Origin of the sequence: Streptomyces sp. NPDC020801 (assembly GCF_044334385.1) — a bacterium.
GTDB lineage: Bacteria > Actinomycetota > Actinomycetes > Streptomycetales > Streptomycetaceae > Streptomyces.
In genome coordinates, this window is record NZ_JBIRST010000002.1 from 157,699 (window position 1) to 183,993 (window position 26,295).

19 protein-coding genes, 1 other RNA gene and 1 pseudogene are annotated in these 26,295 nt (G+C 70.6%); 12 read left to right on the forward strand and 9 right to left on the reverse strand.

Going from position 1 to position 26,295, the window contains the following annotated elements; translation table 11 throughout:
• Window positions 1–107 precede the first annotated feature (107 nt).
• The 4 genes from ACH4UM_RS05555 to pglZ all read left to right on the forward strand — a co-directional run bounded on the left by ACH4UM_RS05555 (window position 108) and on the right by pglZ (window position 8,419).
• Complete coding sequence (locus ACH4UM_RS05555; protein WP_398173968.1) at window positions 108–377, forward strand: hypothetical protein; 270 nt, start codon at window positions 108–110, stop codon at window positions 375–377.
• A complete protein-coding gene (locus ACH4UM_RS05560; RefSeq protein ID WP_398173971.1) occupies window positions 370–981 on the forward strand; it encodes a DUF6879 family protein in 612 nt (203 codons plus the stop codon). Before ACH4UM_RS05555 ends, ACH4UM_RS05560 begins: the two co-directional genes overlap by 8 nt.
• A gap of 582 nt (window positions 982–1,563) precedes the next feature.
• Window positions 1,564–5,490 carry a phage resistance protein gene (locus ACH4UM_RS05565; RefSeq protein ID WP_398173974.1) on the forward strand — a complete coding sequence of 1,309 codons (3,927 nt, stop codon included), beginning with the start codon at window positions 1,564–1,566 and terminating at the stop codon, window positions 5,488–5,490.
• Window positions 5,491–5,524: 34 nt separating this feature from the next.
• Window positions 5,525–8,419: a BREX-2 system phosphatase PglZ gene (pglZ, locus tag ACH4UM_RS05570; RefSeq protein WP_398175010.1), complete on the forward strand. Its 2,895-nt coding sequence runs from the start codon at window positions 5,525–5,527 to the stop codon at window positions 8,417–8,419.
• A gap of 52 nt (window positions 8,420–8,471) precedes the next feature.
• On the opposite strand, the gene ACH4UM_RS05575 is transcribed toward pglZ, so the two are convergent.
• Window positions 8,472–9,524 (reverse strand): CBS domain-containing protein, encoded by a 1,053-nt coding sequence (locus tag ACH4UM_RS05575; RefSeq protein ID WP_398173977.1) that lies wholly within the window; start codon window positions 9,522–9,524, stop codon window positions 8,472–8,474.
• A 7-nt stretch (window positions 9,525–9,531) separates the two neighbouring features.
• Window positions 9,532–11,340, reverse strand: coding sequence for a DUF262 domain-containing protein (locus ACH4UM_RS05580; protein WP_398173980.1), 1,809 nt, complete (start codon window positions 11,338–11,340; stop codon window positions 9,532–9,534).
• A 238-nt stretch (window positions 11,341–11,578) separates the two neighbouring features.
• Between ACH4UM_RS05580 and brxD the strand changes: the two genes are divergently transcribed.
• Both brxD and ACH4UM_RS05590 read left to right on the forward strand, forming a co-directional pair.
• Window positions 11,579–12,916 carry a BREX system ATP-binding protein BrxD gene (gene brxD, locus ACH4UM_RS05585; protein WP_398173983.1) on the forward strand — a complete coding sequence of 446 codons (1,338 nt, stop codon included), beginning with the start codon at window positions 11,579–11,581 and terminating at the stop codon, window positions 12,914–12,916.
• Between the two features lie 20 nt (window positions 12,917–12,936).
• Window positions 12,937–15,042 carry a DEAD/DEAH box helicase gene (locus tag ACH4UM_RS05590; protein ID WP_398175013.1) on the forward strand — a complete coding sequence of 702 codons (2,106 nt, stop codon included), beginning with the start codon at window positions 12,937–12,939 and terminating at the stop codon, window positions 15,040–15,042.
• A 36-nt stretch (window positions 15,043–15,078) separates the two neighbouring features.
• Here ACH4UM_RS05590 and rnpB read toward each other — a convergent pair.
• Together rnpB and ACH4UM_RS05600 are read right to left on the reverse strand one after the other, a co-directional pair.
• Window positions 15,079–15,481: RNase P RNA component class A (rnpB, locus tag ACH4UM_RS05595), an RNA gene on the reverse strand.
• Window positions 15,482–15,543: 62 nt separating this feature from the next.
• Window positions 15,544–16,111: pseudogene (locus ACH4UM_RS05600) on the reverse strand (Uma2 family endonuclease); the annotation flags it as partial.
• Window positions 16,112–16,276: 165 nt separating this feature from the next.
• Here ACH4UM_RS05600 and ACH4UM_RS05605 point away from each other — a divergent pair.
• From ACH4UM_RS05605 to eda, 4 genes are all read left to right on the forward strand, one after another.
• Complete coding sequence (locus ACH4UM_RS05605; RefSeq protein WP_398173986.1) at window positions 16,277–17,032, forward strand: MerR family transcriptional regulator; 756 nt, start codon at window positions 16,277–16,279, stop codon at window positions 17,030–17,032.
• Entirely contained in the window at window positions 17,029–17,613 is a 585-nt protein-coding gene (locus tag ACH4UM_RS05610) for a hypothetical protein (RefSeq protein WP_398173989.1), read from the forward strand. Before ACH4UM_RS05605 ends, ACH4UM_RS05610 begins: the two co-directional genes overlap by 4 nt.
• A gap of 11 nt (window positions 17,614–17,624) precedes the next feature.
• Window positions 17,625–18,407, forward strand: a complete 783-nt coding sequence (gene yaaA / locus ACH4UM_RS05615) for a peroxide stress protein YaaA (RefSeq protein WP_398173992.1) — start codon at window positions 17,625–17,627, stop codon at window positions 18,405–18,407.
• Window positions 18,408–18,555: 148 nt separating this feature from the next.
• Complete coding sequence (eda, locus tag ACH4UM_RS05620) at window positions 18,556–19,203, forward strand: bifunctional 4-hydroxy-2-oxoglutarate aldolase/2-dehydro-3-deoxy-phosphogluconate aldolase (protein WP_398173995.1); 648 nt, start codon at window positions 18,556–18,558, stop codon at window positions 19,201–19,203.
• On the opposite strand, the gene ACH4UM_RS05625 is transcribed toward eda, so the two are convergent.
• From ACH4UM_RS05625 to ACH4UM_RS05635, 3 genes are read right to left on the reverse strand one after another with little or no spacing between them, the layout of a single operon-like run.
• Window positions 19,178–20,548 (reverse strand): bifunctional RNase H/acid phosphatase, encoded by a 1,371-nt coding sequence (locus tag ACH4UM_RS05625; protein ID WP_398173998.1) that lies wholly within the window; start codon window positions 20,546–20,548, stop codon window positions 19,178–19,180. The two genes, eda and ACH4UM_RS05625, sit on opposite strands and share 26 nt — an antisense overlap.
• A 28-nt stretch (window positions 20,549–20,576) precedes the next feature.
• Window positions 20,577–21,320 (reverse strand): zinc ribbon domain-containing protein, encoded by a 744-nt coding sequence (locus tag ACH4UM_RS05630; protein ID WP_398175016.1) that lies wholly within the window; start codon window positions 21,318–21,320, stop codon window positions 20,577–20,579.
• A gap of 14 nt (window positions 21,321–21,334) precedes the next feature.
• The gene (locus ACH4UM_RS05635; protein WP_398174001.1) at window positions 21,335–22,183 is read right to left on the reverse strand and encodes a Nif3-like dinuclear metal center hexameric protein; all 849 of its coding nucleotides are present in this window, start codon (window positions 22,181–22,183) and stop codon (window positions 21,335–21,337) included.
• Between the two features lie 292 nt (window positions 22,184–22,475).
• Here ACH4UM_RS05635 and ACH4UM_RS05640 point away from each other — a divergent pair, with 292 nt between their 5' ends.
• Window positions 22,476–23,849 carry a hypothetical protein gene (locus tag ACH4UM_RS05640; protein WP_398174004.1) on the forward strand — a complete coding sequence of 458 codons (1,374 nt, stop codon included), beginning with the start codon at window positions 22,476–22,478 and terminating at the stop codon, window positions 23,847–23,849.
• 104 nt (window positions 23,850–23,953) lie between these two features.
• Window positions 23,954–24,112, forward strand: a complete 159-nt coding sequence (locus tag ACH4UM_RS05645) for a hypothetical protein (RefSeq protein WP_398174007.1) — start codon at window positions 23,954–23,956, stop codon at window positions 24,110–24,112.
• Between the two features lie 69 nt (window positions 24,113–24,181).
• Here ACH4UM_RS05645 and ACH4UM_RS05650 read toward each other — a convergent pair whose 3' ends face one another.
• Both ACH4UM_RS05650 and ACH4UM_RS05655 read right to left on the reverse strand, forming a co-directional pair.
• Window positions 24,182–25,120, reverse strand: coding sequence for a 3-oxoacyl-ACP reductase (locus ACH4UM_RS05650; RefSeq protein WP_398174010.1), 939 nt, complete (start codon window positions 25,118–25,120; stop codon window positions 24,182–24,184).
• A 97-nt stretch (window positions 25,121–25,217) separates the two neighbouring features.
• The gene (locus ACH4UM_RS05655) at window positions 25,218–26,294 is read right to left on the reverse strand and encodes a Zn-dependent alcohol dehydrogenase (protein WP_398174013.1); all 1,077 of its coding nucleotides are present in this window, start codon (window positions 26,292–26,294) and stop codon (window positions 25,218–25,220) included.
• Window position 26,295 lies beyond the last annotated feature (1 nt).

Genomic DNA, 26,295 nt, shown 5'->3' on the forward strand with positions numbered 1-26,295 from the left:
AGGGGTTTACCGGCGCCCTCTTCAGTAAGTCCGTTTATGACGTGGTCAAGCCGATACGTTGAGCGCTACAGTGAAGGCACTCTGGCCCAATCGAGGGGGCGATGGCCATGACCAGGCCGTGGGAAGCCGATCCGACCACGACATTCAAGCGGCGGCTGGGGAAATCACCGCAGGAGTTGGGGAACACGACCGACAATCCCGACTGCCCTGACATCTGGGAACTCGAGAACGGGGACATCGCCGTCGTCGGCCGGGACCTTACGGAGTCCCTGGGCAGGAAACTGCCGACCGGGGTCTCCATCGGAGCAGACGAACGACTCGCGGTCATCCCGAGGAACATGTTGATTGCTGCGAAACCGGACATCCCAAATGTTTGACTCCTTCCCGCGTGGCGTTTCCGAACCCATGGATCGCCCCACATATCACGCGGACTTCCGCCGGGTCTACGAGAGCGGAATTCGCCAATTGAACAAGCTCGAACGAGGACAGAACTTCAAAGAACGCGGATTCGCCAGCTGGGAAGCCTTCGCCAGCGGAGAATGGGACCGTGCAGTGTCCCTCATCCAGGAGAAACGCGATGTCTACGCACGGCAATTCCGTGAGGCGGCACGACTGAACATTCTGGAGCGCCGTCTTCGCGTGGTGGAGTTCCCAGTGACCCCGTACGTGCAATGGGAGCTGTTCGTCCTGCGTCTGCGCGTGGAGCTGGGCGACAACATCAAGGTGCTCGATGCCCGCAAGATCTCGGACGTCGAAAAATACCGCACTGTTCCGGAGGTGGTGATCCTCGGGGACGTCGCCATGTACGAGGTGCTCTACGACGATGACGGGAATGCGATGGGAGCCAATCGCTTCTCCGATCGAGCACTGATCCGGGAAACGTCGGCCGGGTTCGATGCGCTGTACGAGCGCGGGAACGACTTCCACGATTTCTTCGACAGGGAGATCGCTCCCCTGGCCCCACCCGCAGTCACCTACTGAGTTGAGCACCCAGCACCCCGTGTTCGGTGGCGCCGGGCGTTGCCGGGCTGGCGCGTATGCGACGGCAGCCCGCGCGCACCTTCACGCCGACCGTCCCACCAGCACCCTCGTCAGCCCACCCCTTCGTGTCCAACCCGCCGCGGCCGCTGGAGACACCCCCAGGGTGGTGCGCCGGGGGCCTGCCCGTGTGGGGCGTGCTCCGGGTGATCGCAGAGGCAGTACGGGACGGCCGCGCAACGGAATATGTGGCGTCCACCCTGGTCGACGCGCTACTGGCGTCAGGTGCACGCTACCCGTGCGGCCACGGCGGTTTCCTCGAGTGGGCGAGAAAGAACGGACTGCGGTGAGCCCCTTACCGGAGGTCGACCGTTCCCCTCCCTCGTCTTCTGCACGCACACAGCCCGTGTCAGACACACCCGATACGATCGAAGACCGTCCGCAGCCGTGTGAACAGCGGCGGACGGTACTTCCGGGACAGCGTGCGGGGCTGAGCGTCACGCGCCGTCCCCATCGTGGGGGCCGCGTCGTGGTGCCCTGTGGACGCAGACGTAGTAGACGGAAAACAGGAGACGCGAGACAGAGATGGCCCCGACCGCCGCCACGGCCCCCCTCCTCCGCGATGTCATCGACATCAAGACGTCCATCTCCACGTCGGACTTCGTCCTGAAGCTGGCCGAGGCCGTCACCCCGGAGGGCGCTGAACGGGCGCTGCGGGACTACGTCGTCACCGAGCGCCTTCTCGAGAACTTCGACGAGGCGCTGAGCCTGATCAAGACCGCGCTGGACGGGCAGACGTCGAAGGCCGCGTATCTGCACGGCTCGTTCGGTTCCGGTAAGTCGCACTTCATGGCCGTGCTGCACGCCCTGCTCCGGGGCGACGAGGCCGCACGCGCCCGGACCGATTTCGATCCGGTGCTGGCCAAGCACGAATGGCTGAGCACCGATGGGAAGCGATTCCTGCTCGTGCCGTACCACATGCTCGGGGCCAAGTCCCTGGAGCAGCGGGTGCTCGGCGGGTACGTCAGTCACGTCAAGGCGCTGCATCCCAATGCGCCCACCCCGCAGGTCTACCGCACCGACTCCCTCTTCGCGGACATCCGCGCGCTGCGGGATCGTATGGGCGACGACAAGTTCATCGAAGGGCTCGCCGGAGCCGCGGCCGACGGAGACACCGTCGATGCCGACGACGAGTGGGGCGACTCCTTCGCCTGGACCCCGGCGCTCCTCGCCACCGCCCTCACCGCCGAGGAACTGGACGGCGCCGAGGTCAACCTCAACCTGGTCAACCCGACCACCCCGGCCGAGCTGCGCGCCAAGCTGGTGCACGACGCGAGCACCAGCTGGTTCCCCGGCTTCGCGAAGAACGCCGCCGAGGACGAGCACGGCTTCATCTCGCTCGACGCCGGCCTCGCCGTCATCGCCGAGCATGCGAAGTCGCTGAAGTACGACGGGCTGATCCTGTTCATGGACGAGCTGATCCTCTGGCTCGCCAACCGCATCCACGACCAGAAGTTCGTCTCCCGCGAAGCCGACAAGATCACCAACTTCGTGGAGGGCGCGGACTCTCGCCGCGCCATCCCGATCGTGTCGTTCATCGCACGGCAGCGCGACCTGCGGGAGCTGGTCGGCCAGGAGGTCTCCGGGGCGGCCGAGACCGCGATCCAGGACAGTCTCAACCTGGCGTCCGGCCGCTTCGACAAGATCACGCTGGAGGACCGCAACCTCCCGCAGATCGCCCACGCCCGTCTCCTGAGGCCCAAGGACGCGGAGGCCGCCGCCAAGCTCGACGCGGCATTCGCGAAGATCAAGCGGGTCGGACCGCAGGTGTGGGACGTGCTGCTGGGCTCCGACGAGGGGACGACCGGTGCCGACGAGGCGTCGTTCCGGCTGACGTATCCCTTCTCCCCTTCGTTCATGGACACCCTGGTTCACATCTCGTCGGCGCTGCAGCGCTCCCGTACCGGTCTGAAGCTCATGGGCCAGTTGCTGGCCGACCATCGCGACGACGCGACGCTGGAACAGCTCATCCCGCTCGGCGACCTCTACCCGGTCATCGCGGACGGCGGCGACCGGCCGTTCGTCGACAGTCTGAAGGTGGAGTTCCAGGCCGCGGACAAGCTGTACCGCACCAAGCTGCGGCCCTACCTCCTCGCGATGTACGACGTCACCGAGGAGGACATCGAGCGCTACCGCCACCGCCGCGAGACCGTCACCGATCAGGGGCTCGTCCAGCGGTGCAAGGCGTTCGTGGGCGACGACCGGCTGATGTGCACGCTCCTGCTGTCCGCACTGGCGCCCAGTGTGCCCGCGCTGCGGGACCTGACGATCCGGCGGCTCGCGTCCCTCAACCACGGCTCGGTCATCTCCCCCATCCCGGGCGCGGAGGTCGGCGCGATCCAGTCGAAGGTCGACGAGTGGGCGGCGCGCTTCGCGGAGATCAAACCCACGGGCACCAAGGTCAACCCGGGCGTACGGCTCGAGCTGGCCGGCGTGGACGTGGATTCGGTCATCGCCAATGCCAACGTCAACAACAACCGGGCCAACCGCCGCTCCCTCGCCAAGCGACTGCTCGCCGAAGAGCTGGGCATCGACCTCCAGGAGCGGCTCACCGCGGACGAGCTGAAGTTCGTCTGGCGCGGCTCGAACCGCACGGTGGAGGTCATCTTCGGCAACATCGCCGACCACGACGACCTGCAGGACCACGACTTCGCGCCCAGCCAGGACGGGCTGTGGCGGATGATCATCGATCTGCCGTACGACGAGGGCGAGTACGGACCGCGCGAGGACGCCAACCGCATGGCCGAGCTCCGCCGGCTTCCCGGGAACCGGCCACGGACCGTGGGGTGGATTCCCGCCCACCTGTCCGCTGCCCGCTTCCAGGACTTCCAGCGGCTGGTCGTCATCCACTACGCCCTCGCCGACCAGCGGCGCTTCGACACCAGCTACGCGCAGCACCTGAACGCCGACAACCGGGCCCGCGCCAAGGCGCTGCTGGAAGACCAGCGCGAGACGCTCACCAAGACGGTGAAGGCGGCCTTCAAGCAGGCTTACGGCCTTGCGGCCAAGAAGCCGGGCGATGTCAACCCGGACTTCAACGAGCACCTGGAGCCGCTGCCCGACGTGCCGGAGCTGCGCGTCTCCATCGGGCAGTCCCTGCACGACGCGGCCCGCCACGTGGCGGGCAAGCTGCTGGCCCACCAGTTCCCCGCACACCCGGACTTCGACCCGGACGGCACCGGCACAGTCGTCAAACTCGCCGACGCACGGACCGTGTTCGGGCACATCCGCGCCGCCGCGGAAGCCGGTGACCGGCAGGCCGAGATCCCGGCCAAGGAACGTCCGATCATGCGGCGCATCGCCGCGCCGCTGGGGCTCGGCCAGCAGAAGGAGGCGTACTTCCGGCTCTCCACTCGCTGGCCGGAGCACTTCGCCCTCCAGGCGCGCGGCGAGGCAGGTCCCGGTGACCTCAGCGTCGTGCAGCTCACCGAGTGGATCGACCGTCCCGCGCCGATGGGTCTGGAGCCGTTCCTCGCCCATCTGGTCATCGCGTCGTACGCGGAGATGGACGACCGGGTCTGGGTACGGGCCGGTGCGCTGCTCGACCCTTCGCCCGAGCTGTCGGCGATCAAGCCGCAGGACGCGCTGCGTTCCCAGCCGCTGCCGGAGGAACATGTCTGGGAGGAGGCGGGGCGCCGCTACTGGGAGATCTTCGGCGAGGAGCCGCCCAGGCTGCGCCGGGGCCGGATGGTCGGGCAGTTCGCCCGGCGGATCACTGAGCGGGCCCGCACGTACCAGCCGCACGCGGCCGATCTGGTGGCGCAGTTGGAGAAGCACGCGACGCTGCTCGGTCTGGACGGCACCGACGAGGCCGGCCGACTGGCGATCGCCCGGCGGGCCCGGGACCTGCTGGACGAACTGCGCGGGCTGGACCAGGGGGCGGGCGGCGGTTCCGCGGCGGCGAAGCAGGTCATCTCCGCCTTCGCCGGCTTCGATCTCGGCGACGTGCCGACGAGCCGCTACGGTGCGTCGATCAAGCAGGCCGAGCCCGTCGCGGCTGCCTTGGCCACCGCGGCCTGGGACATGCTCAAGCTCGCGCCCAACTACGGGCCGCAGGGTGAGGCGGTGCTGGAGGAGTTGCGCGGCGCAGCCCGTGTCGATCAGCGCACCAAGGACCTCAAGGAGGCGCTGAAGGAGGCACGGCGCGCCATCGTCGCCGTCATCGAGCGCAGCCAGGCACACACCGCCGACCCGCGTAGGGCATACGCCGCGCCCACGCCGGCCGAACCTCTCACCAAGCCCGACGCGATCAGCCTGAGCACCGACGCCAGCCGGCCGCCTGTGCCCTCCACCCACCCTGGCACCGACGGCGGACGACGTGCGGGACGCCGCTCGGGCGGGGGCCGGACCACGGCCTCCCGTGCGCTGGCCGAGTTGAAGGCCGAACTGGCCGAACTGACGGCTGCCGAGCCGGACGCGGAGATCGAGATCAGCTGGCGGGTTGTGGAATGAGCGGAAGGCAGCGGGCGGAGAGGGTGTGGCAACAGTGAGTACGGCGGCCGTGACCACCACCAGCGCGGTACGGCTCAACGCCGCGACCATCACCCAGTACCTGGCGTCGCAGCCCGGCCTCAAGCCGGACAAGCGCAGGGTCGTGCTGCTGCGGGCCGCGCCCTCCTGGGACGGCCCCAACGAGCTGCCGTGGGGTGAGCAGCGGCGGGCCACCGTCGCGGCGGCGCCCTCTCCCCTCGGCGTGTACGAGCTGCTCCTGGCACACCAGAAGCCGTCGGCCACCGGGCCCGACGTGCTGGTGATACTCACCGACCGCGAGGAGGCGGAACTCGGGCCCGACCTGCTGGCCAAGGTGCACCGGCAGCGGGTCAACGCCGTCGACACCTGGGACGTCGTACGGGAGGCTTTCGGTGCCGGCGCCTCCGACCACCGGCTGTTCGAGGAGAACTGGGCTGCCGAGGCACTCCTGGACGCCGCTCCGCCGCACGGCGGATGGCCGAAGCTGGCGGGCGGTGTCCTGTCGCGGCGCGAGGCACTGACCTCGCTCGCCCTGCGCAGGCTGGGAATCGGCCGCTACGACCCGGACGCCGAAATCTCCCGCTCCGCGGCGGGAGCCGGTGACGAACTGGACATCCACACCCTGCTGCGATGGTCTCTCGTACCTGGCGGCCCGGAACGGCTCCTGGCGCTGCGAGCGCCCGAGCGAGCCGGGCTCGTGCAGTTCCTCGGCGAAGAGGAGCAGGCCGGGCGCGCGGGACAGGCCCTGCTCGCCCTCGTGACGGCGGAACACGGGCCGGACGCCGTCGCGTTCGGACTGGTCTGCGCGGCTCTGTGGGGGCCCGCCGACGCCGTTGCGGACGCGGAGGACTACCGGGCCCGGGGGCGGGCCGAGCGCTGGTTCGGAGAGGAGCCGCCCGCCGAGGGTGAGCATCTGGACGCCCTCGCTGCGGCCTTCGGGCGGTCCTGTGAGGAGTTCGTCTCCGCCCTGCTGCTGACGGGACGGTCGGACAGTGACGAAACGGCGGCGGAGGCCCGGCGGCTGACCGGGTTCGTTCTCGACCGGGCGGCCGCCCTTGCGCGCCAGTTCGGGGCGGAGCGGGCTGCAGGGACGAGTCCCGTACTGGCGGCAGGACTTGAAGCACGCTTCACCGCTGTCGGCGAGGCGCTGTCGAGCGGCGGCCCCGAGCGGATCACAGCCGCGGTGAAGGCCCTCGGCCGACACCGGCTCGCCCGGGATCCCGACTACAGCGTCCGTATCGAGCGGGCGCGCATGGCGCAGCGGCTGGCACGTTGGCTCGCGACCGACCCGCCGGTAGAGACCCGCACGGTGGCGGATGCCATCGCCCGTCACGTCACCGAGACGGGCTGGGTGGACCTGGCACTGGAGCACATCGAGTCCGGGGGCGATCCCGATCCGGCGCTCCGGTCCGCGTACGACGCTCTGTGCGCCTCGGCGCGCGACCGCCGACGCGAGATCGACCGGCACTTCGCCCAGGTGCTCGCCGCCCGGGCGGCGACCGACCGTGGTCCCGGCTCGATGCCGACCGTGGAGACGTTCCTCCCCGAGGTCGTCGCCCCGGTCGTGAAGGCCGGAGAGCGCAGAGTGCTGCTCCTCGTGCTCGACGGGATGAGCGCAGCGATCGCCGCCGAGCTCGGCGAGCAACTGCGCGACCACTGGGCCGAGTACGACCCGCTGCCCGGAGCGAAGGACACTCCGCGGCGCCGCGCGATGGCAGCCGCGCTCCCCACGGTCACCTCCGTGTCGCGGACCTCGCTCTTCGCAGCACGGCTGATGAAGGGCACGCAGGCCGACGAGAAGAGGCTGTTCCCCGCTCACCGCTTCTGGGGCGGAGAGGACGTGGCGCTCTTCCACAAGGAAGATCTGCGCGCCGACACCAGTGGTGAGCCGTTCGGGCCCGAACTGCACGAGGCGCTCGTCGGCGACCGTACGCATGTGGCGGTGGTCCTCAACACCGTGGACGACCGGCTGGCCTCCGAGCAGAAACTCGGTGACGGTGCCTGGCGACTGTCCGACATAGGAGGGCTGCGAGCGCTGCTTCGGTCTGCCGCGGACCAGGGCCGAGCGGTGATCCTCACCAGCGACCACGGCCACGTCATCGATCGACGGTCGGCTCGGGTGGACGCTGAGGATGTGCGGTCCGCGCGGCACCGCGGCACCGGAGGTCCGCTCGTCGAGCAGGAAATCGCGCTGACGGGCCCCCGGGTTCTCGACCCGGCACCGGAGAGCGAGATCGTCGCCCTCTGGGACGCCGACACCCGCTACACGTCTCGCAAGGCCGGCTATCACGGCGGCGCGTCCCTGGCCGAGTTCGCCATCCCGGTACTGGCCTTCCTGCCCTTCGGTGCGAAGCCGCCGAGCGGCTGGCGGGAGCTGGGGAACCAGCAGCCGAGCTGGTGGTCACTGGTCCCGCGAGGGGAGGAGCAGCCACCGCGGGCCCAAGCCGCCGCGGTCTCGGCGCCGGTACCGAAGAAGCCGCCCAAGAAGACCAAGAACGAGGCGGAACTCGCCAAGAGCCACGAGGCGCTGTTCGACGTGGCGCTGGTTCCTTCGGGATCCGAGGACGGCGCTCTGTTGTCCGTAACCCCTGTGTCTCCGGGTGATGCCTTGGTCGACGCCCTCCTGAAGTCCGAGGTTTTCACGGCACAGGTGCAGTTGCTCGCCCGCAAACCGGACCTTGCCCGGGTGGAAAAGGCCGTACACGCTCTGCTGGACGCGGGCGGCACCCTGCCGATGACTGCCCTCGCCCAGCGCGTCGGACTGCCCGCGAACCGGCCGGCGGACGGCTTCGCCGCCGTGCTGCGGCAGCTGCTCAATCACGATGGTGTCCAGGTGCTGGAGACGCTGCCGGACGGGCGGACCCTGCGGCTGCACACCGGACTGCTGCGGGACCAGTTCGAGTTGAGCTGAGGGAAACGGTGCAGTCGGTGCCGGGGTGTCCCAGGACCGACTGCACCATGCGTCAGGTGAGCTGGCGCAGCAACCCCGCGAACTGGCGAAGCTCTTCGCTCCGCTGCGCCGACAGCGGCTCCGGGTCGAAGTGCGCGATCTGGTTGCGGATGCTGCGCACCCGGTCGAGCTGGTGCACGAACTGGACGCGGTTCACCCCGGTCCAGCCCAGGGTCTGCCAGTTCTGGTCGGCCGCGGCGCACAGCGCCTCTTTGCGGTGTCCCTGCTTGTTGCGCTGATCGCCGTCGAGCAGCATCACGTACTGGCCGAACATGAGGTCCGCGATCTTTCCCGTCTTCCTGTCGTTGTGCTGCACGGCACGGATGGCGTCCTCACTCATCTTCGCGCCGAGGCACTTGCGGAGCCGGAACTCGATCTCGCCCACCACGAAGAACGGCCATGCGGTCGCGTCGAAGCGCTGGGTGATGTCCGCAGCGGTGACGATGCCGCTGATGCGCCCGTTGTGGGCCCGGACCAGCACGTATCCGTGCTCGCAGACGTTGGCGAGCATGGCGAAGAAGTCGTCGTGTGCGTGCGCGACCGGCGGGTCCTCCACTATCGCGTTGGCCAGTGCCGCTTCCGCGCCCGTGGCGTACATCTTGGCCACCGAGCGCCAGGTGACGACACCTGCCACCGTGTACTGGTCCTCCAGGACCGGGACCTGGGAGTAGTTCTTCGTGTGCATGATGTACGTCGCCTCGGTGAGGTCCGAGGCAGGCGTGACCGAGTCGACTCCGGCGTGTGCGCACGGCAGGTCGCCGATCCGGAAGGGCTGCTGCGGCATCGCGCCGGGCAGCAGCCCCGCCTCGTCCTCCTGCTCCTCGTCCGCGCCGTCCCCCTGGTCCCCTGCTGCGGATTCCTGGGCAACGATGTGGATCTCGGACTGGCTGCTGCAGGTGGCGAAGTACGGCAGGGTCGCGAGACCGACGTCCTTCAGCTTCTGCTCGATGTGCAGGATGGCCTGGTCGTTGCGGAACCGGGTGTTGAAACAGGTCAGGAGCTCAACGAGAGGTATGCGCCGGCCCTTGAGCGCCAGCAGTTCTTCGTCGGAGGGTGTCCGGAGCACGGCTGCGTCACCCGACCTTCGCGTCGCGGAAGACGGTGCGCTTGCCCATGGCCGACATGACCAGCTCCAGCAGCTGCTTGGATCTGTTCTCGTAGAACTGCTCGAAATCGGCCGCGTGCAGCGCGGCGGGGTCGATGAGGTGGGTGCCGATCACGTCGTCGAACCACTCGGGGCGCATTCCCGACTCGAGCGCGAGCGTCTTGAGGTAGCCGGCGGGCGATCCGGTCATGCTTTTGCTGGCCCGCAGCGACAGGGGTGTCTTGTTGATGATCGAGTTCGCCCTGTTGCTGTAGGCCCGGTGGTTCTTGTCGATCCACGCCTTCGGAAAGATCTGGCGCACCTCCACGCTGTACTCGGCCAGGCGAGCGGCGTTCAGGGGGGCTTCAGTGAAGTACCAGTCCACCGCCCCCTGCTTGACCAGAAGGGCGTAAACCCCCTTGTACGCAGCGCTGTTGCGCGTGCTGAGGGTATCCAGCCGGTCGTCCAGGAAAGCCGCCTCGGCGATGGTGTCGGGGACCAGTTCCGTGTTGCCCTGGAGTCGTTCGACGAGTTGTTCCACGTCGCGGGTGAAGCGGCTTTCCGTCGAACCGCCGTACATCTCGCCGAGCACACCGCACCAGTACCACTGAGTGAGCAGTTCGTCGGCGGCCGCTGTCTCGGTCTCCTCGCCGAGAATCGTCCGTACGGCGGCCAGCGGCACCAGCTGGGTTCGATACGGCAGGTCGGGAGCGCGCACGATGCACTGCTGCTCCAGGAAAGCCCCCACCCACTCGAAGGCCTCCGCCACGCGCGGGGCGAGCAGGCTGAAGTCGGCCAGGGGTAGTTCCAGCAGGTCACGGCGCTTGCAGGAGACCGCGGCGCGCGGCTCCTGGCGCTTGCGCTCCCAGGTTCGGACGAGCGCCACGGCCTGGAGGAAATCACTGCTGCTGAGCCCGTCCTCGACGCCGGCTTCCATGCGCCCGAACACGGGGTATGACGAGGCCAGACCCTTCTTGATGTCCAGCCAGACGTCGGGGAGCTTGTAGTAGTCGCCGTGCTCGGCCACGTACTCCTGGTTGCCCGCGTAGGTGGCCGTCAGCAGCTCGAAGACGTTGAGCGGCACACCGCCGGTGTTCACCCGCTCGAACACGGCACAGACCGCGTCCATGGTCGTGGAGGCCGCGAGCTTGATCATCGGGACCTGGAACGACTGCATGCGGTTGAGCACGTGCATCTGGAACTGTCCCCAAAACCCCCAGTTCGTGACGTCGACCTTCACGTACTCCTGGTGCCAGGCATTCACTCGCTCGGTGTCGAACACGAAGTGGAGCGGGAAGTAACCGGCCGCGCACTCACCTTCGACGGTGCTCAGGTCGATGAGGTCCCTGCGGTTGAAGCCGGTCTTGAGGACCTTGTCCTCAGGCACGGACACGATGGCCTCGTCGCGTTCGGCCGGTGGCCCGATGGCCTTGGCGATGTCGACGTAGTACCAGCGCCTCAGCTCCTTGCCGCGAGCATCCACCGTCTCCACCGGGCGATCCCGGTGCAGGGCCTGGAAGAGGGAGGTCAACCGTTGCTGGCCGTCGAGGAGCAGGAGGTCGGGCACCCGGCCCTCCGCGTCCTCGGCGCCCTTGAGTGTCCGGGTGCGGAACAGTGAGGTGCCATTGGTCTGCAGCGCCATCACCACCCCGAGCGGATAGTCGAGTGTCACCGTCGCGATGAGCGCCCTGATGCGCTCGTCGTCCCACTTCCATTCACGTTGGAAGTCGGGGAGCTGTAAGGCGCCGGAAGCGACGTCCGCAAGGGCGTCGCTGAGTTTCAGACTGTCGAGTGCCACGCTGTGTCTTTCCGTCTCGGACCGAACGCTGCGTCACCGCCCTTCACAGCGGTGAACATGCCATTGCATCAATGCAGTTGGCGGCAGTCAAGGGCGTTCACGGGTGCCGGTATAATGCGCCGGCACCGAGCACCCCGGGTCGGCCGACGGTCTGTCTGCGCTGCCGGGTATGCCTACTCCGGGGCCGTCCGCTTCGCTGTGCCACCACCCAATCTCCGGCCGATGGGAGACTGTCGGGGTGAGTACAGACAGCCCTGGCCGAAACGGACCCGTCAGTGCCGCCAGGCGCCGCGACGTGATCGACGCGCTGCGCCGGGGAGCCGTCCCGGAGAGCGGGCTCGACCTGCTGGCCACCGGCCTGGACCGGTTCCAGGGTGCGCTGGACGCCGAGCTCGACGCGGTGGCGTCGGGCGCGTCCGTGTTCAAGGCCGTACGCGGCGAGTACGGGTCGGGCAAGACCTTCTTCGCACGGTGGCTCGGGGAGCGGGCCAAGCGGCGTGGCTTCGCCGTCGCCGAGATCCAGATCTCGGAGACCGAGACCCCGCTGCACAAGCTGGAGACCGTCTACCGCCGTCTCACGGAGCGGCTGACCACGCCCGGGTTCCCCCCGAGCGCGCTGCGGCCGGTCGTGGACGCCTGGTTCTACACTCTTGAGGAGGACGCCCTCGCCGCGGGTGCATCCGAGGAGGACCTGCCTGCGAAGGTCGAGCGGCTGATGACGGACCGGCTCACCGAGGTGTCCCGGCACGCCCCGTCGTTCGCGACGGCGTTGCGGGGTTACCGTACGGCGCTCGAGTCGGGAGACGAGGCCACCGCCTCCGCCGTCATGGCGTGGCTGGGCGGACAGCCGCATGTGGCCGCGGCGGCCCGCAGGTCCGCCGGGGTACGCGGCGACCTCGACCACTTCGGCGCCCTGGGATTCCTGCAGGGACTGCTCACCGTGCTGCGTGACTCCGGGCACTCAGGCCTGTTCGTCGTGCTGGACGAGGTGGAGACCCTGCAACGGGTCCGCTCCGACGCCCGTGACAAGGCGCTGAACGCCCTGCGCCAGCTCATCGACGAGGTGCACTCCGGACGCTTCCCCGGCCTCTATCTGCTCATCACCGGCACGCCGGCGTTCTACGACGGCCGACAGGGCGTGCAGCGTCTGGCTCCGCTGGCCCAGCGGCTGGCCACCGACTTCACCACCGATCCGCGCTTCGACAACCCGCGTGCCGTGCAGCTCAGGCTGCCGGGCTTCACTCTGGACTCGCTGATCGGTCTCGGGCTGACCATCAGGGACCTGTATACGTCCGGAGCTTCGTCGGCCGAGCGAGTCAAGGAGATCACAGACGACGCATATGTCGCCGATCTCGCCAAGGCCGTCGGCGGGGCACTTGGGGGCAAGGTGGGGGTGGCGCCCCGCCTGTTCCTCAAGAAGCTCGTCGGCGACGTCCTCGACCGTGTGGACCAGTTCGAGGACTTCGATCCGCGCAAGCACTACGCACTCACGGTGAACCCCTCGGAGCTGACCGAGGTCGAACGCAACGCGGCGGCGGTGGACAGCGCCGATGACGTCGAACTGGACCTCCCGTGAGCGACGTGGCGCCCGATCCGATGGACCTGCTTCACCCGGGGTTGGTCCACCACGTCGTGAACACCCTGGGCTGGCCCCGCCTGCGGACCCTTCAGGAGGAGGCGATCACGCCCCTGACAGATGGGGCGGACGCCGTCCTGATCGCCCCCACCGCAGGTGGGAAGACCGAGGCCGCGTGCTTCCCCTTGCTGTCGCGGATGGCGCAGGAGAATTGGGACGGCACCTCGGTTCTCTACGTATGTCCGCTGAAGGCGCTGCTCAACAACCTGCTGCCCCGGCTGGAGACGTACACCTCTTGGCTGGGGCGCACAGCTGCGCTCTGGCACGGCGATGTCACACAGTCCCGTCGCAAGCGCATCCTGCGCGAACGGCCGGATGTGCTGCTGACCACTCCCGAGTCTCTGGAAGCCATGCTGGTCAGCGCCAACGTCGACCACCGAGCGTACTTCTCCGGGCTGCGGGCGATCGTCGTCGACGAGGTGCACGCTTTCGCGGGCGATGACCGGGGGTGGCATCTGCTGGCCGTGCTGGAACGACTGGAGCGGGTGGCCGGGCGCCCGGTGCAGCGGGTCGGCCTGTCCGCCACCGTGGGCAACCCGGAGGAACTGCTCACCTGGTTGCAGGGAGCAAAGGCCGGGCGGCGCACGGCACAGGTCGTCGCCCCGCACCTGAAGGAGAAGGTACGGAAACTGCCCCCGCCAGGGGATGTCCAGCTCGACTATGTGGGGTCCCTGGCCAATGCGGCGACAGTGATCGCGGCACTGCACCGGGGTGAGAAGCGACTGGTCTTCTGCGAATCGCGCAAGCAGGTCGAGGAGCTCGGCGCGGCGCTGCGTGCGAAGGGCGTGACCACTTTCCTGTCCCACGCCTCGCTGTCCGCAGACGAGCGGCGTCGGGCTGAGGAAGCCTTCGCGGAGGCTCGCGACTGCGTGATCGTCTCCACCAGCACTCTGGAACTGGGCATCGATGTCGGCGACCTCGACCGGGTCGTCCAGATCGATGCACCAAGCACCGTGGCCTCGTTCCTACAGCGGCTGGGCCGCACCGGTCGACGGCCCGGATCCAGCCGCAACTGCCTGTTCCTCGCCACCGACGACGCCGGCCTCCTGTCCGCGGCAGCACTTCTGCTGCTCTGGTCGCGCGGCTGGGTGGAGCCGGTCATCGCTCCTCCGGAGCCCCGGCACATCGCCGCTCAACAGGTGCTGGCGCTCTGCCTCCAGGAGCACCGGGTCGGTGACCGGCTTTGGCAGGAGTGGTGGGGAGGCCTCGGTCCATTCGGCCCTTCCGCCGAGCCGATCGTGCGCCACCTGGTCGAGGAGGGCTATCTGGACCGGGACGGCGAACTGCTGTTCATCGGCCCAGAGGCCGAAAAGCGGTTCGGCTACCGGCACTTCATGGACCTCACCGCGGTCTTCACCGCCGCCCCCGAGTTCACTGTGCTGTCGGGCCGCACCGAGATCGGCACCACAGATCCCGTGCTGCTCACGGACGAGGTCGTCGGCCCTCGCCGACTTCTGCTCGCCGGGCGCAGCTGGCAGGTGACGTACATCGACTGGTCGCGCCGCCGCTGCTTCGTCGAGCCCGTGGAAAGCGGCGGGCGGGCTCGGTGGGGAGGCGTCGGCCTGACCCGTACCTCGTCGTACGAGCTGACACGGGCGGCCCGCGACATCCTGCTCGGCGCGATCCCTCCGGTCAGGCTCACCCGCCGTGCCGAAAGTGCCCTCGCTCGCGTGCGCGACGAGAGCGCCGAGTTCGTGCACCGCGACGGCACCGTCATCATGCGGGGAGGCCGCGACACGAATGTGCGGTGGTGGACCTGGGCCGGCTATCGCACCAACGCCACTCTGGCCGCCACCCTCTCCGCCATCGCCGATCCGCTTCAGCGCCCGACCGACACCTACGTGCGGCTGCGCGAGGACATCACGCTTCAGGACTGGAAGCGAGCAACTGCGGAAGCCGTCGACCACCTGTGCCTCCCGGCAGTGGACCCCCGTGCGCTGGCCGGACTGAAGTTCAATGCGGCCCTCCCACCACGTCTTGCGGAAGCGACACTCGCGGCCCGGTTGGCCGACCTGGACGGTGCCGCAACGTCGCTCCGCGAGACCGTCAGATTCACGAGCGTATGAGGAGAGAAGCCCGCTCCGCAGGGGAAGAGTGACGGGCAGACGAGTCGGGCTGTACGCCGGGTTCTGTTCCGGAGGGTCCTCGCGGGCCCTCCGGCGACGGCCATCCATCTAGGGCCGGTGTTGCCACCGGCCTCGTGCGGTCTACCCGCGGACTCGGGCGGGCAGCCCTCGGACGTCCGCGCAGAGCGCTTTTTACGGCGCTCCTTTTGACCTTGCTCCGGGTGGGGTTTACCTAGCTGCCCAGGTCACCCTGGGCACTGGTGGTCTCTTACACCACCGTTTCACCCTTACCCCGCGCCGGAGCGCCGGGCGGTCTGCTTTCTGTGGCACTGTCCCGCGGGTCACCCCGGGTGGCCGTTAGCCACCACCCTGCCCTGTGGAGCCCGGACGTTCCTCGGGAAGCCCCCTGGGGACTCCACGCGGCCGCCCGCCCGGCTCGTCTGCCGTGCCGACCATGATACCGGGCGGGCCGACCGCTCCGTCCCTCCAGGTCAGAGGAAGGTCCGTGGTCTCCAGTTCGAAGGCGAAGGGCGCGGGCGGGAGCAGCGGATCGCCGAAGGAACGCTTGAGCAGCCGCAAATAGTCGTCCTTCTCCGGCTCGCTGAACAGCGTCACCATGGCGGTCTCACGGTCGACCAGCAGGTGGAGGGGGATGCCTTCGCGGGCGTAGCACCGGCGTTTGGCCTCACGGTCGGCCTCCGGCTTTGTGGAGGTCACCTCCAGCACCATGGCGACACCGTCGCAGGGCATCCAGGAGTCGGCACTCCCGAAGAGATCGAGTTCCATGGCGCCGAAGGTGGCGTCCGGGATCACGTGATTCTTCGGACACGCGCCCCCGCCCGTCAGCTTCAGGCCCTTGTTCCCGGAAAAGTCCATGTCGATGCGGGACCGCTTGATCACTTGCCTCACGACCCGGCTGATGTACTTCTCGTGCTCCAAGTCCGCGGCGGGGTCACGACGATCTCCCCCTCGATCAGTTCGGCCGGAAGCCTTCCGGGGTGTCGAGGGACAGGAAGATCTCCAGCAGGCCCTCGGCAGGCGTGGCGGGCTCATGCGTCGCGGCGGTCATGTCACGCCCTTCCTTCGGTCGCTCGCCAGACTGGGACTTCCCAAGATCACCTGTCCAAGAGATCGGGCACCGTTCCCTCGATCGTGGCACAGGTGCACGGCCGCCGTCGGACGCCGAGCCGGGCACCCTTGACCCTCACGCGACGTCAACGTCTGTACTGGTCGTATGCGGATCGGAGAACTCGCCGCGGCCGTCGGCGTCACCACGCGGACCGTGCGGCACTACCACCACCTCGGCCTGCTGCCGGAGCCCGAGCGGCGTGCCAACGGCTACCGGCACTACACGCTGCGGCACGCCGTCGTCCTGGCCCGCATCCGGCGGCTGACCGAGCTGGGGCTGGGGCTGGCGGAGGTGCGGGACGTGCTCGCCGACGACGCGGGGCGCGATCTCACCGAGGTGCTCGAAGAGCTCGACGCCGATCTGGCGCGGCAGGAGGCGGCGATACGGGACCGGCGGGCCCGGCTGCGCGCCCTGCTCGACGCGGGCGAGCTGCCCGCCGAGGGGCCGGTCTCCCCCGAACTGGCCGCCCTGTTCTCCGAGACGGCCGCCCACCTGCCCGACTCCCCCATGGCCGCCAAGGACCGGGAGATCCTCGCGCTGCTGGAGACGGCCGCCGCCCCGGCGGACCGGGAGCGGCTGATGAACGCGCTGAGCAGCGCCTTCGCCGCGCCGGACGCGGCCGCGCGGGCGCAGGAGGCGTACGCGCTGCTCGACGCGCTCGCCGACGCCGGCCCCGATGACCCGCGGGTGGCCGAAGCCGCGCGCGCGATCGCCGGGTGCGTGCCTCCGCAGATGCTCCCGGACACGGCGATGGACGACGGCGACCACGGCTTCCTGCGCGCCCTCTACGCCGACTTCGCCCCGGCTCAGGCGGAGGCGATCCGGCAGGCGCTGCTGATCCTGACGGAGAAGCGCGGATGAGGGCCGTGCGCCGTCTGGCGCGGCACGAGCTGCGGTTGTTCGCAGGGCTCGCACTGTGGGCGGCCCGGCGCACCCACGGCACCGGCGGGGGCGGGCAGGCGTTCGGGTACGCCCGTGGACAGGGTGTGGTCATGGCCGGACTGGCGGTCGTGTGCGTGATCGAGACGCTGACGATGTCCGTGCTGTTGCGGCGCTGGCCGGTCCCGCACGCGGTGATGCTCTTCCTCGACGTGTACACGGTTGCCCTCGTCGTCGCCCTGCACGCCTCCTCGGTCGTTCGGCCGCACGTGCTGACCGGCGACTGTCTGCGGGTCCGGCACGCCGCCCACGTCGACCTACGTGTTCCGCTGACGGCGGTCGCGTCCGTGCGGCGGGAGCTGCGTACGACGCACGGGAGGACCGACGGCGAGCTGGACGTCCCCGTCGGGTCCCGGACCTCCGTCACCGTCGAACTCACCGCTCCCGTCACTCATGTCACCCTCCTGGGCAGGCGCCGGGACGTGCGCGTCATCCGTTTCCACGCGGAGGAGGCCGAAGGGCTGGTGCGGACCCTCAGTACGCTGGCGCGGAACGCTACCTGAGGAGAGACCCCGTGCTTGTGCTGCTGCCCCCGTCCGAGGGGAAGGCCTCCGCCGGCCGCGGCGCCCCGCTGAAGATGGAGTCGTTGTCCCTGCCGGGGCTCGCCGCCGCTCGTGAGGCGGTGCTCTCGGAGCTGGTCGAGCTGTGTTCGGGCGACGAGGAAAAGGCGCGCGAGGTGCTCGGGCTGAGCGAGGGGCTGCGCGGCGAGGTCGCCAAGAACGCCGGGCTCCGCACGGCGGGGGCCAGGCCCGCCGGGGAGATCTACACCGGTGTGCTCTACGACGCCCTCGGCCTGGACTCCCTCGACACGGCCGCCCGCAGGCGCGCCGCACGCTCGCTGCTCGTCTTCTCGGGGTTGTGGGGCGCGGTGCGGGTGACGGACCGGATTCCCTCCTACCGGTGCTCGATGGGGGTGAAGCTGCCCGGGCTCGGGGCGCTGGGTGCGTACTGGCGGACGGCGATGGCCGAGGTGCTGCCCGCGGCGGCCGGGAGCGGGCTGGTGCTGGACCTGCGGTCCTCGGCGTACGCGGCCGCCTGGAAGCCGAAGGGCGAGTCGGCCGGGCGGACGGTGACCGTACGGGTCCTGCACGCCCCCACCCGGAAGGTGGTCAGCCACTTCAACAAGGCCACCAAGGGGCGGATCGTGCGCAGCCTGCTGACCGACGGGGCCGCGCCGAAGGACCCCGCCGAGCTGGTGGAGGCGCTGCGTGACCTCGGGTACGTGGTGGAGGCGGAGGCGCCGGCGGGGGCGGGGCGGAGCTGGTCGCTGGACGTGCTGGTGACGGAGGTCCACTGACGACTGAGGTCCACTGACGACTGAGGGCAGCCGACGACCGAGGGCAGCCGGCGACCGAGGGCAGCCGGCGACTGAGGGCAGCTGAACAGTCGTTGCAATGTGCGCAACGCTCTTTGCGCATGTTGCTCACCGTGGGCAGGATGACGCCATGCCCGCGCCTTCGCCTGCCTCCGTCCTGGACCTCGCCCCCGTCGTGCCCGTCGTCGTGCTGCGGGACACCGCCGATGCCGTACCGCTCGGGCGGGCGCTGGTGGCCGGCGGCCTGCCCGCGATCGAGGTGACGCTGCGGACCCCGGCCGCGCTGGACGTGGTCCGGGCGATCGCCGACGGGGTGCCGGACGCTGTGGTCGGCGCCGGGACGGTGATCCGGCCGGAGCAGGTGACCGCGGCGGTGGACGCCGGGGCGGGGTTCCTGGTCAGCCCGGGCTGGACGGACGTACTCCTGGAGGCGATGCGGGCGTCCGGGGTGCCGTTCCTGCCGGGGGTGTCGACGACGTCCGAGGTCGTGGCGCTGCTGGAGCGCGGGGTGCGGGAGATGAAGTTCTTCCCGGCGCAGGCGGCCGGCGGCACCGCCTATCTGAAGTCGCTGTCCGGCCCGCTCCCCCAGGCCCGCTTCTGCCCCACCGGGGGCATCGGCCCGGACACCGCGCCCGAGTATCTGGCCCTGCCCAACGTCGGCTGTGTGGGCGGCAGTTGGATGGTGCCGGCGGACGCGGTGCTGGCACGGGACTGGGCCCGGATCGAGCGGCTGGCCCGCGCGGCGGCGGCGCTCAGCGCAGGTGGGACGTGTCGTTGAGGAGCCGGACGCTCGCGTTGCCGTCCGCGTAGTACGCCACCGCCGACAGGGACGCCGCCGACAACTCCATGCGGAACAGGGACTTCGCAGGCGCGCCCAGGGCCAGGCGCACGAAGGTCTTGATCGGCGTGACGTGGGTGACGAGCAGGACCGTACGGCCCGGGTGGGCCGCGACCAACTGGTCGCGGGTGGCCGCGATACGGACGGCGGTCGCCGCGAAACTCTCGCCGCCGCCGGTGGGTTCGGCGTCCGGGGAGGCCAGCCAGGCGCTCAGGTCGTCCGGGTACCTCTCACTCACCTCGGCGAAGGTGAGTCCCTCCCAGGCGCCGAAGTCGGTCTCGCGCAACCCCTCGTCGACCGTCACGTCCAGGCCCAGGCGATCGGCGACGATGCCTGCGGTCTCCCGGGTGCGGGCGAGGGGGGAGGACACGATGGCCTGGATCGTGCCGCGGCGGGCCAGCGCCGCCGCCACCCGCTCGGCCTGCTCCCGGCCGATGCCGGAGAGGGACGGATCGGTGCCCCCACTGCCCGAGAAGCGCTTCTGCGGTGTCAGTGGTGTCTCGCCGTGCCGCAGCAGGACGAAGGTGGCGGGGGCGCCGAGGTCTGCGGGGGCCCAGCCGGGAGTGGCCGTGCCGCTCTTCGCCAGGGTGCGCGCGGCCCGGGCGTCGGTCTCGGCGCGCACCGTCCGGACGTCTGCCCCGGCCCGCGTGGCGACGTCTGCCTCGGCTCGCGTGGTCCGGGCGTCAGTCTCCGCGCGCGCGGGCAGGACGTCGGTCTCGGCTCGCGCGGCCTGGACGTCGGTCTCCGCGCGCGGGGCCCGGGCATCTGCCTCGGTGCGCTCGGGCCGCACCTCGGCCTCCGCCTTCGCCGCACGGGAGGGGCGGGAAACGGCGGCGTCCGGTCCCGCCGTGGATGCGGACGCCGACCACTGCTCGCCGCGGCCGCCCGCGTCCATCGCCTCGTTGGCCAGGCGGTCGGCGTGCTTGTTGCGTTCGCGCGGGATCCACTCGTAGGTCACCCGGTCCGGCGGGAACACCCCGGCGGCCTGCGCGGCGAGCGGCTTGAGGTCGGGGTGCTTGATCTTCCAGCGGCCCGACATCTGCTCGACGACGAGCTTGGAGTCCATCCGGACGTGCACGGCCGCCGCGGGGTCCAGGGCGTGGGCGGCGCGCAGGCCGGCCAGCAGAGCCCGGTACTCGGCCACGTTGTTGGTGGTCACCCCGAGGTACTCCGCGGCCTCGGCCAGGGTCTCCCCCGTCACCGGGTCGATCACGACCGCCCCGTAGCCCGCGGGCCCCGGGTTGCCCCGTGACCCGCCGTCGGCCTCGACGACGAACTCCCGCACGCCGGCCTCCCGCACCCCAACCGCCCCCCTACAGGCCGGACTCGGCGGTCCGCACCAGGATGCGGCGGCAGTTCTCGCAGCGCACGACCGTGTCGGGGGCGGCCGAGCGGATCTCGCTGAGCTCGGTGATGGCGAGCTCCTGGCGGCAGCCCTGGCAGGTGCGCTGGTACAGCTTGGCCGCGCCGATGCCGCCCTGCTGCTCGCGCAGCTTGTCGTAGAGCTTGAGCAGGTCGGCCGGGACGGAGCCGGCGACGACCTCGCGCTCCTTCGTCACCGAGGACGCCTCGCCGTCGATCTCCTCGAGGGACGCGTCGCGGCGGGCGGTCGCATCGTCGATCTTCGCCTGGACGGAGCCGACGCGCTCGGTCAGCTCGGTGACCCGCTCCTGCGCGGACTCGCGGCGCTCCATGACCTCCAGGACGACGTCCTCCAGGTCACCCTGCCGCTTGGCGAGGGAGGCGATCTCGTGCTGGAGGTTGGACAGGTCCTTGGGCGAGGAGACCGCGCCGGAGTCGAGGCGCTGCTGGTCGCGGGCGGCGCGCTGGCGCACCTGGTCCACGTCCTGCTCGGCCTTTGTCTGCTCGCGGGCGGTGTCGCTCTCCTCGGTCTGCGCGGCCACCAGGAGGTCGCGCAGCTGCGTGAGGTCCCGGGTCAGCGACTCGATCTCGGCGTGCTCGGGCAGCGACTTCCGCTTGTGCGCAAGCTGCTGCAGGCGGACGTCGAGGGCCTGGACGTCGAGGAGTCGGATCTGGTCGGCGGGCGCGGCGTTCAGTTGGGGGCTCCCAATTAACTAGTGGTGGCGGGGGACGCCGCGTGGGCGGTCCAGGGGTCGGTGACCGTCCTGGAGACGTGGACGCGCAGGTCCCATCCGTGGCGGTCGGAGATCTCGTCGAGCTGGGTGGCGGCCAGCTCGCACCAGGGCCATTCGGTGGCCCAGTGCGCCGCGTCGAGCAGCGCGAGGGGGCTTCGGGCGCCGGCCGCCATGAACTCCGACGCCGGGTGGTGGCGCAGGTCCGCGGTGAGGAAGGCGTCGACGCCCGCGGCCCGTACGTCGTCGAAGAGGCTGTCGCCGGAGCCGCCGCTGACGGCGATGGTGTGCACCAGCGCCTCGGGGTCACCGGCCACGCGGATGCCCTGCGCGGTGGCGGGCAGCCGGTCGGCGGCGCGGGCGGCCAGTTCGCCGAGGCTCAGCGGGTGGTCCAGTTCGCAGATCCGGCCGAGGCCCCGGCGGCCCTCCGGGTCGGTGGAGTCCGGTACGAGCGGTCGTACGACCCTGAGATCCAGCGCCCCGGCGAGGGCGTCGGAGACGCCCGGGTCGGCGGTGTCGGCGTTGGTGTGGGCCACGTGCAGCGCGATGTCGTTCTTGATCAGGGTGTGCACCACGCGGCCCTTGAAGGTGGAGGCCGCGACCGTCGTCGTACCGCGCAGGAAGAGCGGGTGGTGGGTGACCAGCAGGTCGGCGCCCAGCTTGACCGCCTCGTCGACGATCTCCTGAACCGGGTCGACGGCGAACAGGACCCGGGTGACCTCCTGGTCGGGGTCGCCCACGACGGTGCCGACCGCGTCCCAGGACTCGGCCCGCTCGGCGGGCCACAGGTTCTCCAGCGCGGCGATGACTTCAGACAGACGGGGCACGGGTGCAAGGCTACCTGGGTGTTCGGCCCGGCTGAACCGGTGCCGCCGCCGCCCCGCCGCCGCCCCGCCGTCGTCCCGTGGTCGTCCCGTGGTCGTCCCGCGGCCGCCCTCGTGGTTGTCCTCGTGGTTGTCCCGCCCCGGCGGGGCCTCGCGGTCGCCGGCGCCCAGCACAAACGTTCCGCTTTCCTCAGGCGAATCGTTCCTGGGCCACCCTTATGTGTGAAGCCCCCGCCCGCCGGTCCTCCGCCTGTGCGTAGCGAAAACTACCGTCCTCACCGGAGGTGACCGAACGATGACAGTCTGTGCCATCGAGCCTTCGGCGGCCGACGAGGACGACGGTACGCCGCGGGCAGGCTGCACGATCACGGCGGACGGCTCCTACGCCGCCCGGCTAGCACGCAGCGGTGACTCCTGGTACCCGGAGCGCTGGACGCTGGACGGCCCCGAGCCGTACGCGGTGCCGCTGCCCGGCAACCAGCCCGAGGAGCCGGGCACGGAGGTGCAGCCGATGGGCGACGGCCGGGTCCTCATCCGGCGGCTGGTGGCCGGCCGGCACGCCTTCTCGCTGCTGTACCCGACCGGCCCGGGCACCGGTGAGCTGCCGCTCGGCTGCATCGAGTGCCCGGACGGCACCCGGCTGCGGCTGCTGCCCCCGGCGCCCGGCGGCGAGCGCGCGTACGCGCTCGCCGTGGGCCCCCGCTCCACGGCCGTGTGGCGGGTGGCGGGCGGCGCCTTCGGGCCGGAGTTCCTGGCCGAGGTGCCGGGCCGCTGTTCGGGCGGGGCCTGGCTGGACCGCGCCGGACGGATGCTCGCCCTGGACCGGGAGACCGGCGGGCGCACCAAGGCGGTCGTGGTGGACCTGGAGCGTGGCGGCGAGATGTCGCCGCTGCTGCAGATCGCGGCCGACAGCGACGACCGGCTGCTGCTCGCCGATCCCGACAGCGGTTTGCTGCTGATCCGTTCGGACGCGCCTTCGCCGGGGCATGCGCGGCTGGGCTGGGGGGTGCTCGGCAGCACGCTGCCGGTGCGGTTCCCGGACTGCCTGCGGCTGTCCGACTGCGTGGTGACGCCGTTCGCGATCCAGCCGGGGCAGATGCTGACGCCGGAGCACTGCGCGGTGGCGCTGCGCTGCGACGGCGCGTTCGGCAGCTGGGTCGGCGTGTGGCGGCCCGCCGAGCGCCGGGTACGCCATCTCCCGGCGCCCGAGGGCTGGTTGACCGGGGCCGGACTGTGGACGAGCGACGGCGTGCTCCGGCTGCCGTACGGCACGGGGGCGGTGCCGTGCGGGGTGGCCCGCTGGACGGCACCGGCACGGCCCTCGCAGGAGCCCGCCGCGCACCCGTTCCTGCCGACGCCGACGCCGACGCCGACGCCGTCGGTCGAGCTGCCGCCCGGTAACCGGTCCGAAGGACCGGCCGAGGCGCCGCCGGGGGTGCCGTCCCGGGCTCCTTCCGAAGGGCGTTGCGAGGTGGCGTCCGTAGCGGCGTCCGTAGCGGCGTTCGCAGTGCCCTCCGAAGTGGCGTCCGAAGTGGCGTCCGAAGTGGCCTCCGAAGTGGCCTCCGAAGTACCTGCCGAGCCCTCGGAACCGGAGAGTCCGGTACCGTCCGCGCCACGCCCGGTGCCCTTGCAGCAGGCCCCGCTGACAGGGCGTACGACGAGCAGGTAACGAAGTCGTGCCGGTTGGCGTGGCCGCCTGGAATTCGCCCGAGGTGTGCCGGTTACACTCGCCCGGCTGTACGAAAGATGATGTTGACGGGGTGAATTCTTCCGATGAGCGACGCCAGCACGACCCACCCGCTTGAGGCCTCGACCCAGGAGGCCCCGGGCCACGGCAAGCACCGCGGCCCGGTGTCCTCCCACGACGGCGAGACGGCCCCCAGCGGCCGCCACCGCAAGCCGGCCGAGGAGGCCGGAGCGGCGGCCGCCTGACGGCCCGGCGGAAAAGCGAACGGCCCCGTCCTTCCAGCGAAGGACGGGGCCGTTTCGTATGTGCGCCGGCTATGCGCGCCGCAGTCCCAGTACCTCCGCCGCCGCGAACGTCTCGCCCTCCGGACGGTCGGCGTAGTGCGGGGTGAGGAGGGTGTCGAGTTCGTCGTACGTGAAAGTGGCCTGCTTGCTGTCGAACCTGGCCGCCACGCGGGGACGTTCGACGACCGCGACCATCCCGCCGTGCACGACGAGCAGTTGGCCGTTGATCCGGGCCGCGGCGGGTGAGGCCAGGTAGCCGACGAGCGGGGCGACGTGCTCGGGGGCGAGCGGGTCGAGGCCCTCTTCGGGCCGGGCGAGGCCGGCGAAGACGTCCTCGGTCATCCGGGTCCGGGCACGCGGGCAGATGGCGTTGGCCGTCACGCCGTACCTGGCCAGGGCCAGCGCCGTGGAGGTGGTCAGCCCGACGATTCCGCCCTTGGCGGCGGCGTAGTTGGGCTGTCCGGCCGAGCCGGCGAGGAATGCCTCCGACGAGGTGTTCACGATCCGCCCGTACACCGGGCCGCCCGTCGCCTTGGACCGCTCCCGCCAGTGCGCGGCCGCGAAGTGGATGGTGTTGAAGTGGCCCTTGAGGTGGACGCGGATCACCGAGTCCCACTCGTCCTCGGACATCGAGAAAACCATCCGGTCGCGCAGGATGCCCGCGTTGTTGACCAGGACGTCCAGGGATCCGTACTCCTCGATCGCCGATTCCACCAACTGGCGGGCCTGTTCGAAGTCGGACACGTCCCCGGTGTGCGCTGTCGCCCGGCCCCCCGCCGCCCGGATCTCGGCGGCCACCTCCTCGGCGGGCCCGGCGGAGGCCGCCCCCGAACCGTCCCGTCCCGGCTGCCCGTAGTCGTTGACGACGACGGCCGCGCCGAGCCTGGCCAGTTCGAGCGCCTCGGCCCGGCCGAGCCCCCGGCCGGCCCCCGTGACGATCGCGGACCGGCCCTCCAATGGCAGTGACATCAAGTCCCCTTCGCCCGTTCGCCTGTTCGTCTGTTCGTCTGTTCGTCTGTTCGCCAGTGCGCCTGTTCCTCTGTTCCTCTGGGATGGGGTTCAGGGCTCAGAGCTCGATGCACGTGCGCAGCGCGGCACCCGTGCGCATCTGGTCGAGCGCCTCGTTGATCTCGGCCAGCGGCACCCGGTGGGTGATCAGGTCCGCCAGGTCGACCCGGCCCGCCCGCCACAGCGCGATCGTCCGCTCGTAGGAGCGCCGTACGTCCCCGCCGCCGTACATCGACGGCAGGATCCGCTTCTCGTCGAAGAACAGCTCGAACATGTTGAGCTGGAGGAAGTCGTCCATGGCGCCCGCGCCCACCACGACGAGCGTGCCGCCGCGCCGGGTGTTCTCGTAGGCGGTCCGTGCGGTGGCCGACCTGCCGACGACCTCGAAGACGCAGTCGAAGCCCTCGCCGCCGGTGACCTGCTGCCTGGCGTCGGGCAGCGCGTCGGGCGACACGGCCTTGGTGGCGCCGAACCGCAGCGCTGCCTCCCGCCGCGAGGCCACCGGGTCGACGGCGACGATGTCGGCGGCGCCCTTGAGCCGCGCGCCCTGGATCGCGGAGATGCCGACGCCTCCGCACCCGATGACGGCGACAGACGAACCCGCCTTCACATCCGCGGTGTTGAGTGCGGCTCCGAGCCCGGTGGTCACCCCGCAGCCGATCAGGGCCGCGATGTCGAACGGCACGTCGTCCGGGATGGGCACCGCGCAGCCGGCGTCCACGACGACCTCCTCGGCGAAGGTGCCGGTGCCCGCGAAGCCGAAGACGTCCCCGCCGGGGCGCCGGAAGTTGGGGGTGCCCGCGTTCAGGAAGCCGGCCAGGCACAGTTCGGTCTGCCCCCGCTTGCAGGCGGGACACGTCCCGCAGGCCGGCAGCCAGCACACCACGACCCGGTCACCGGCCTTCAGATGGCCGACACCCTCGCCGACCTCGACGATCTCGCCCGCGCCCTCGTGCCCGGGCACGAACGGCGCGGGCTGCGGCAGCACCCCGCTCATCGCGGACAGGTCCGAGTGGCACAGCCCCGTGGCCCGGACCCGGATCCTCACCTTGCCGGGCCCGAACCCCACCGCCTCGACGTCGTCGAGGACCTCCAGCTTGTCCTGGCCGATCTCGTGCAGTACGGCTGCGCGCATG

Coding starts and splice junctions, on each gene's coding strand:
- ACH4UM_RS05555 (WP_398173968.1), top strand. CDS start 108: ATGACCAGGCCGTGGGAAGCCGATCCGACCACGACATTCAAGCGGCGG.
- ACH4UM_RS05560 (WP_398173971.1), top strand. CDS start 370: ATGTTTGACTCCTTCCCGCGTGGCGTTTCCGAACCCATGGATCGCCCC.
- ACH4UM_RS05565 (WP_398173974.1), top strand. CDS start 1,564: ATGGCCCCGACCGCCGCCACGGCCCCCCTCCTCCGCGATGTCATCGAC.
- ACH4UM_RS05590 (WP_398175013.1), top strand. CDS start 12,937: ATGGACCTGCTTCACCCGGGGTTGGTCCACCACGTCGTGAACACCCTG.
- ACH4UM_RS05605 (WP_398173986.1), top strand. CDS start 16,277: ATGCGGATCGGAGAACTCGCCGCGGCCGTCGGCGTCACCACGCGGACC.
- ACH4UM_RS05610 (WP_398173989.1), top strand. CDS start 17,029: ATGAGGGCCGTGCGCCGTCTGGCGCGGCACGAGCTGCGGTTGTTCGCA.
- eda (WP_398173995.1), top strand. CDS start 18,556: ATGCCCGCGCCTTCGCCTGCCTCCGTCCTGGACCTCGCCCCCGTCGTG.
- ACH4UM_RS05640 (WP_398174004.1), top strand. CDS start 22,476: ATGACAGTCTGTGCCATCGAGCCTTCGGCGGCCGACGAGGACGACGGT.
- ACH4UM_RS05645 (WP_398174007.1), top strand. CDS start 23,954: ATGAGCGACGCCAGCACGACCCACCCGCTTGAGGCCTCGACCCAGGAG.
- ACH4UM_RS05650 (WP_398174010.1), bottom strand. CDS start 25,120: ATGTCACTGCCATTGGAGGGCCGGTCCGCGATCGTCACGGGGGCCGGC.
- ACH4UM_RS05655 (WP_398174013.1), bottom strand. CDS start 26,294: ATGCGCGCAGCCGTACTGCACGAGATCGGCCAGGACAAGCTGGAGGTC.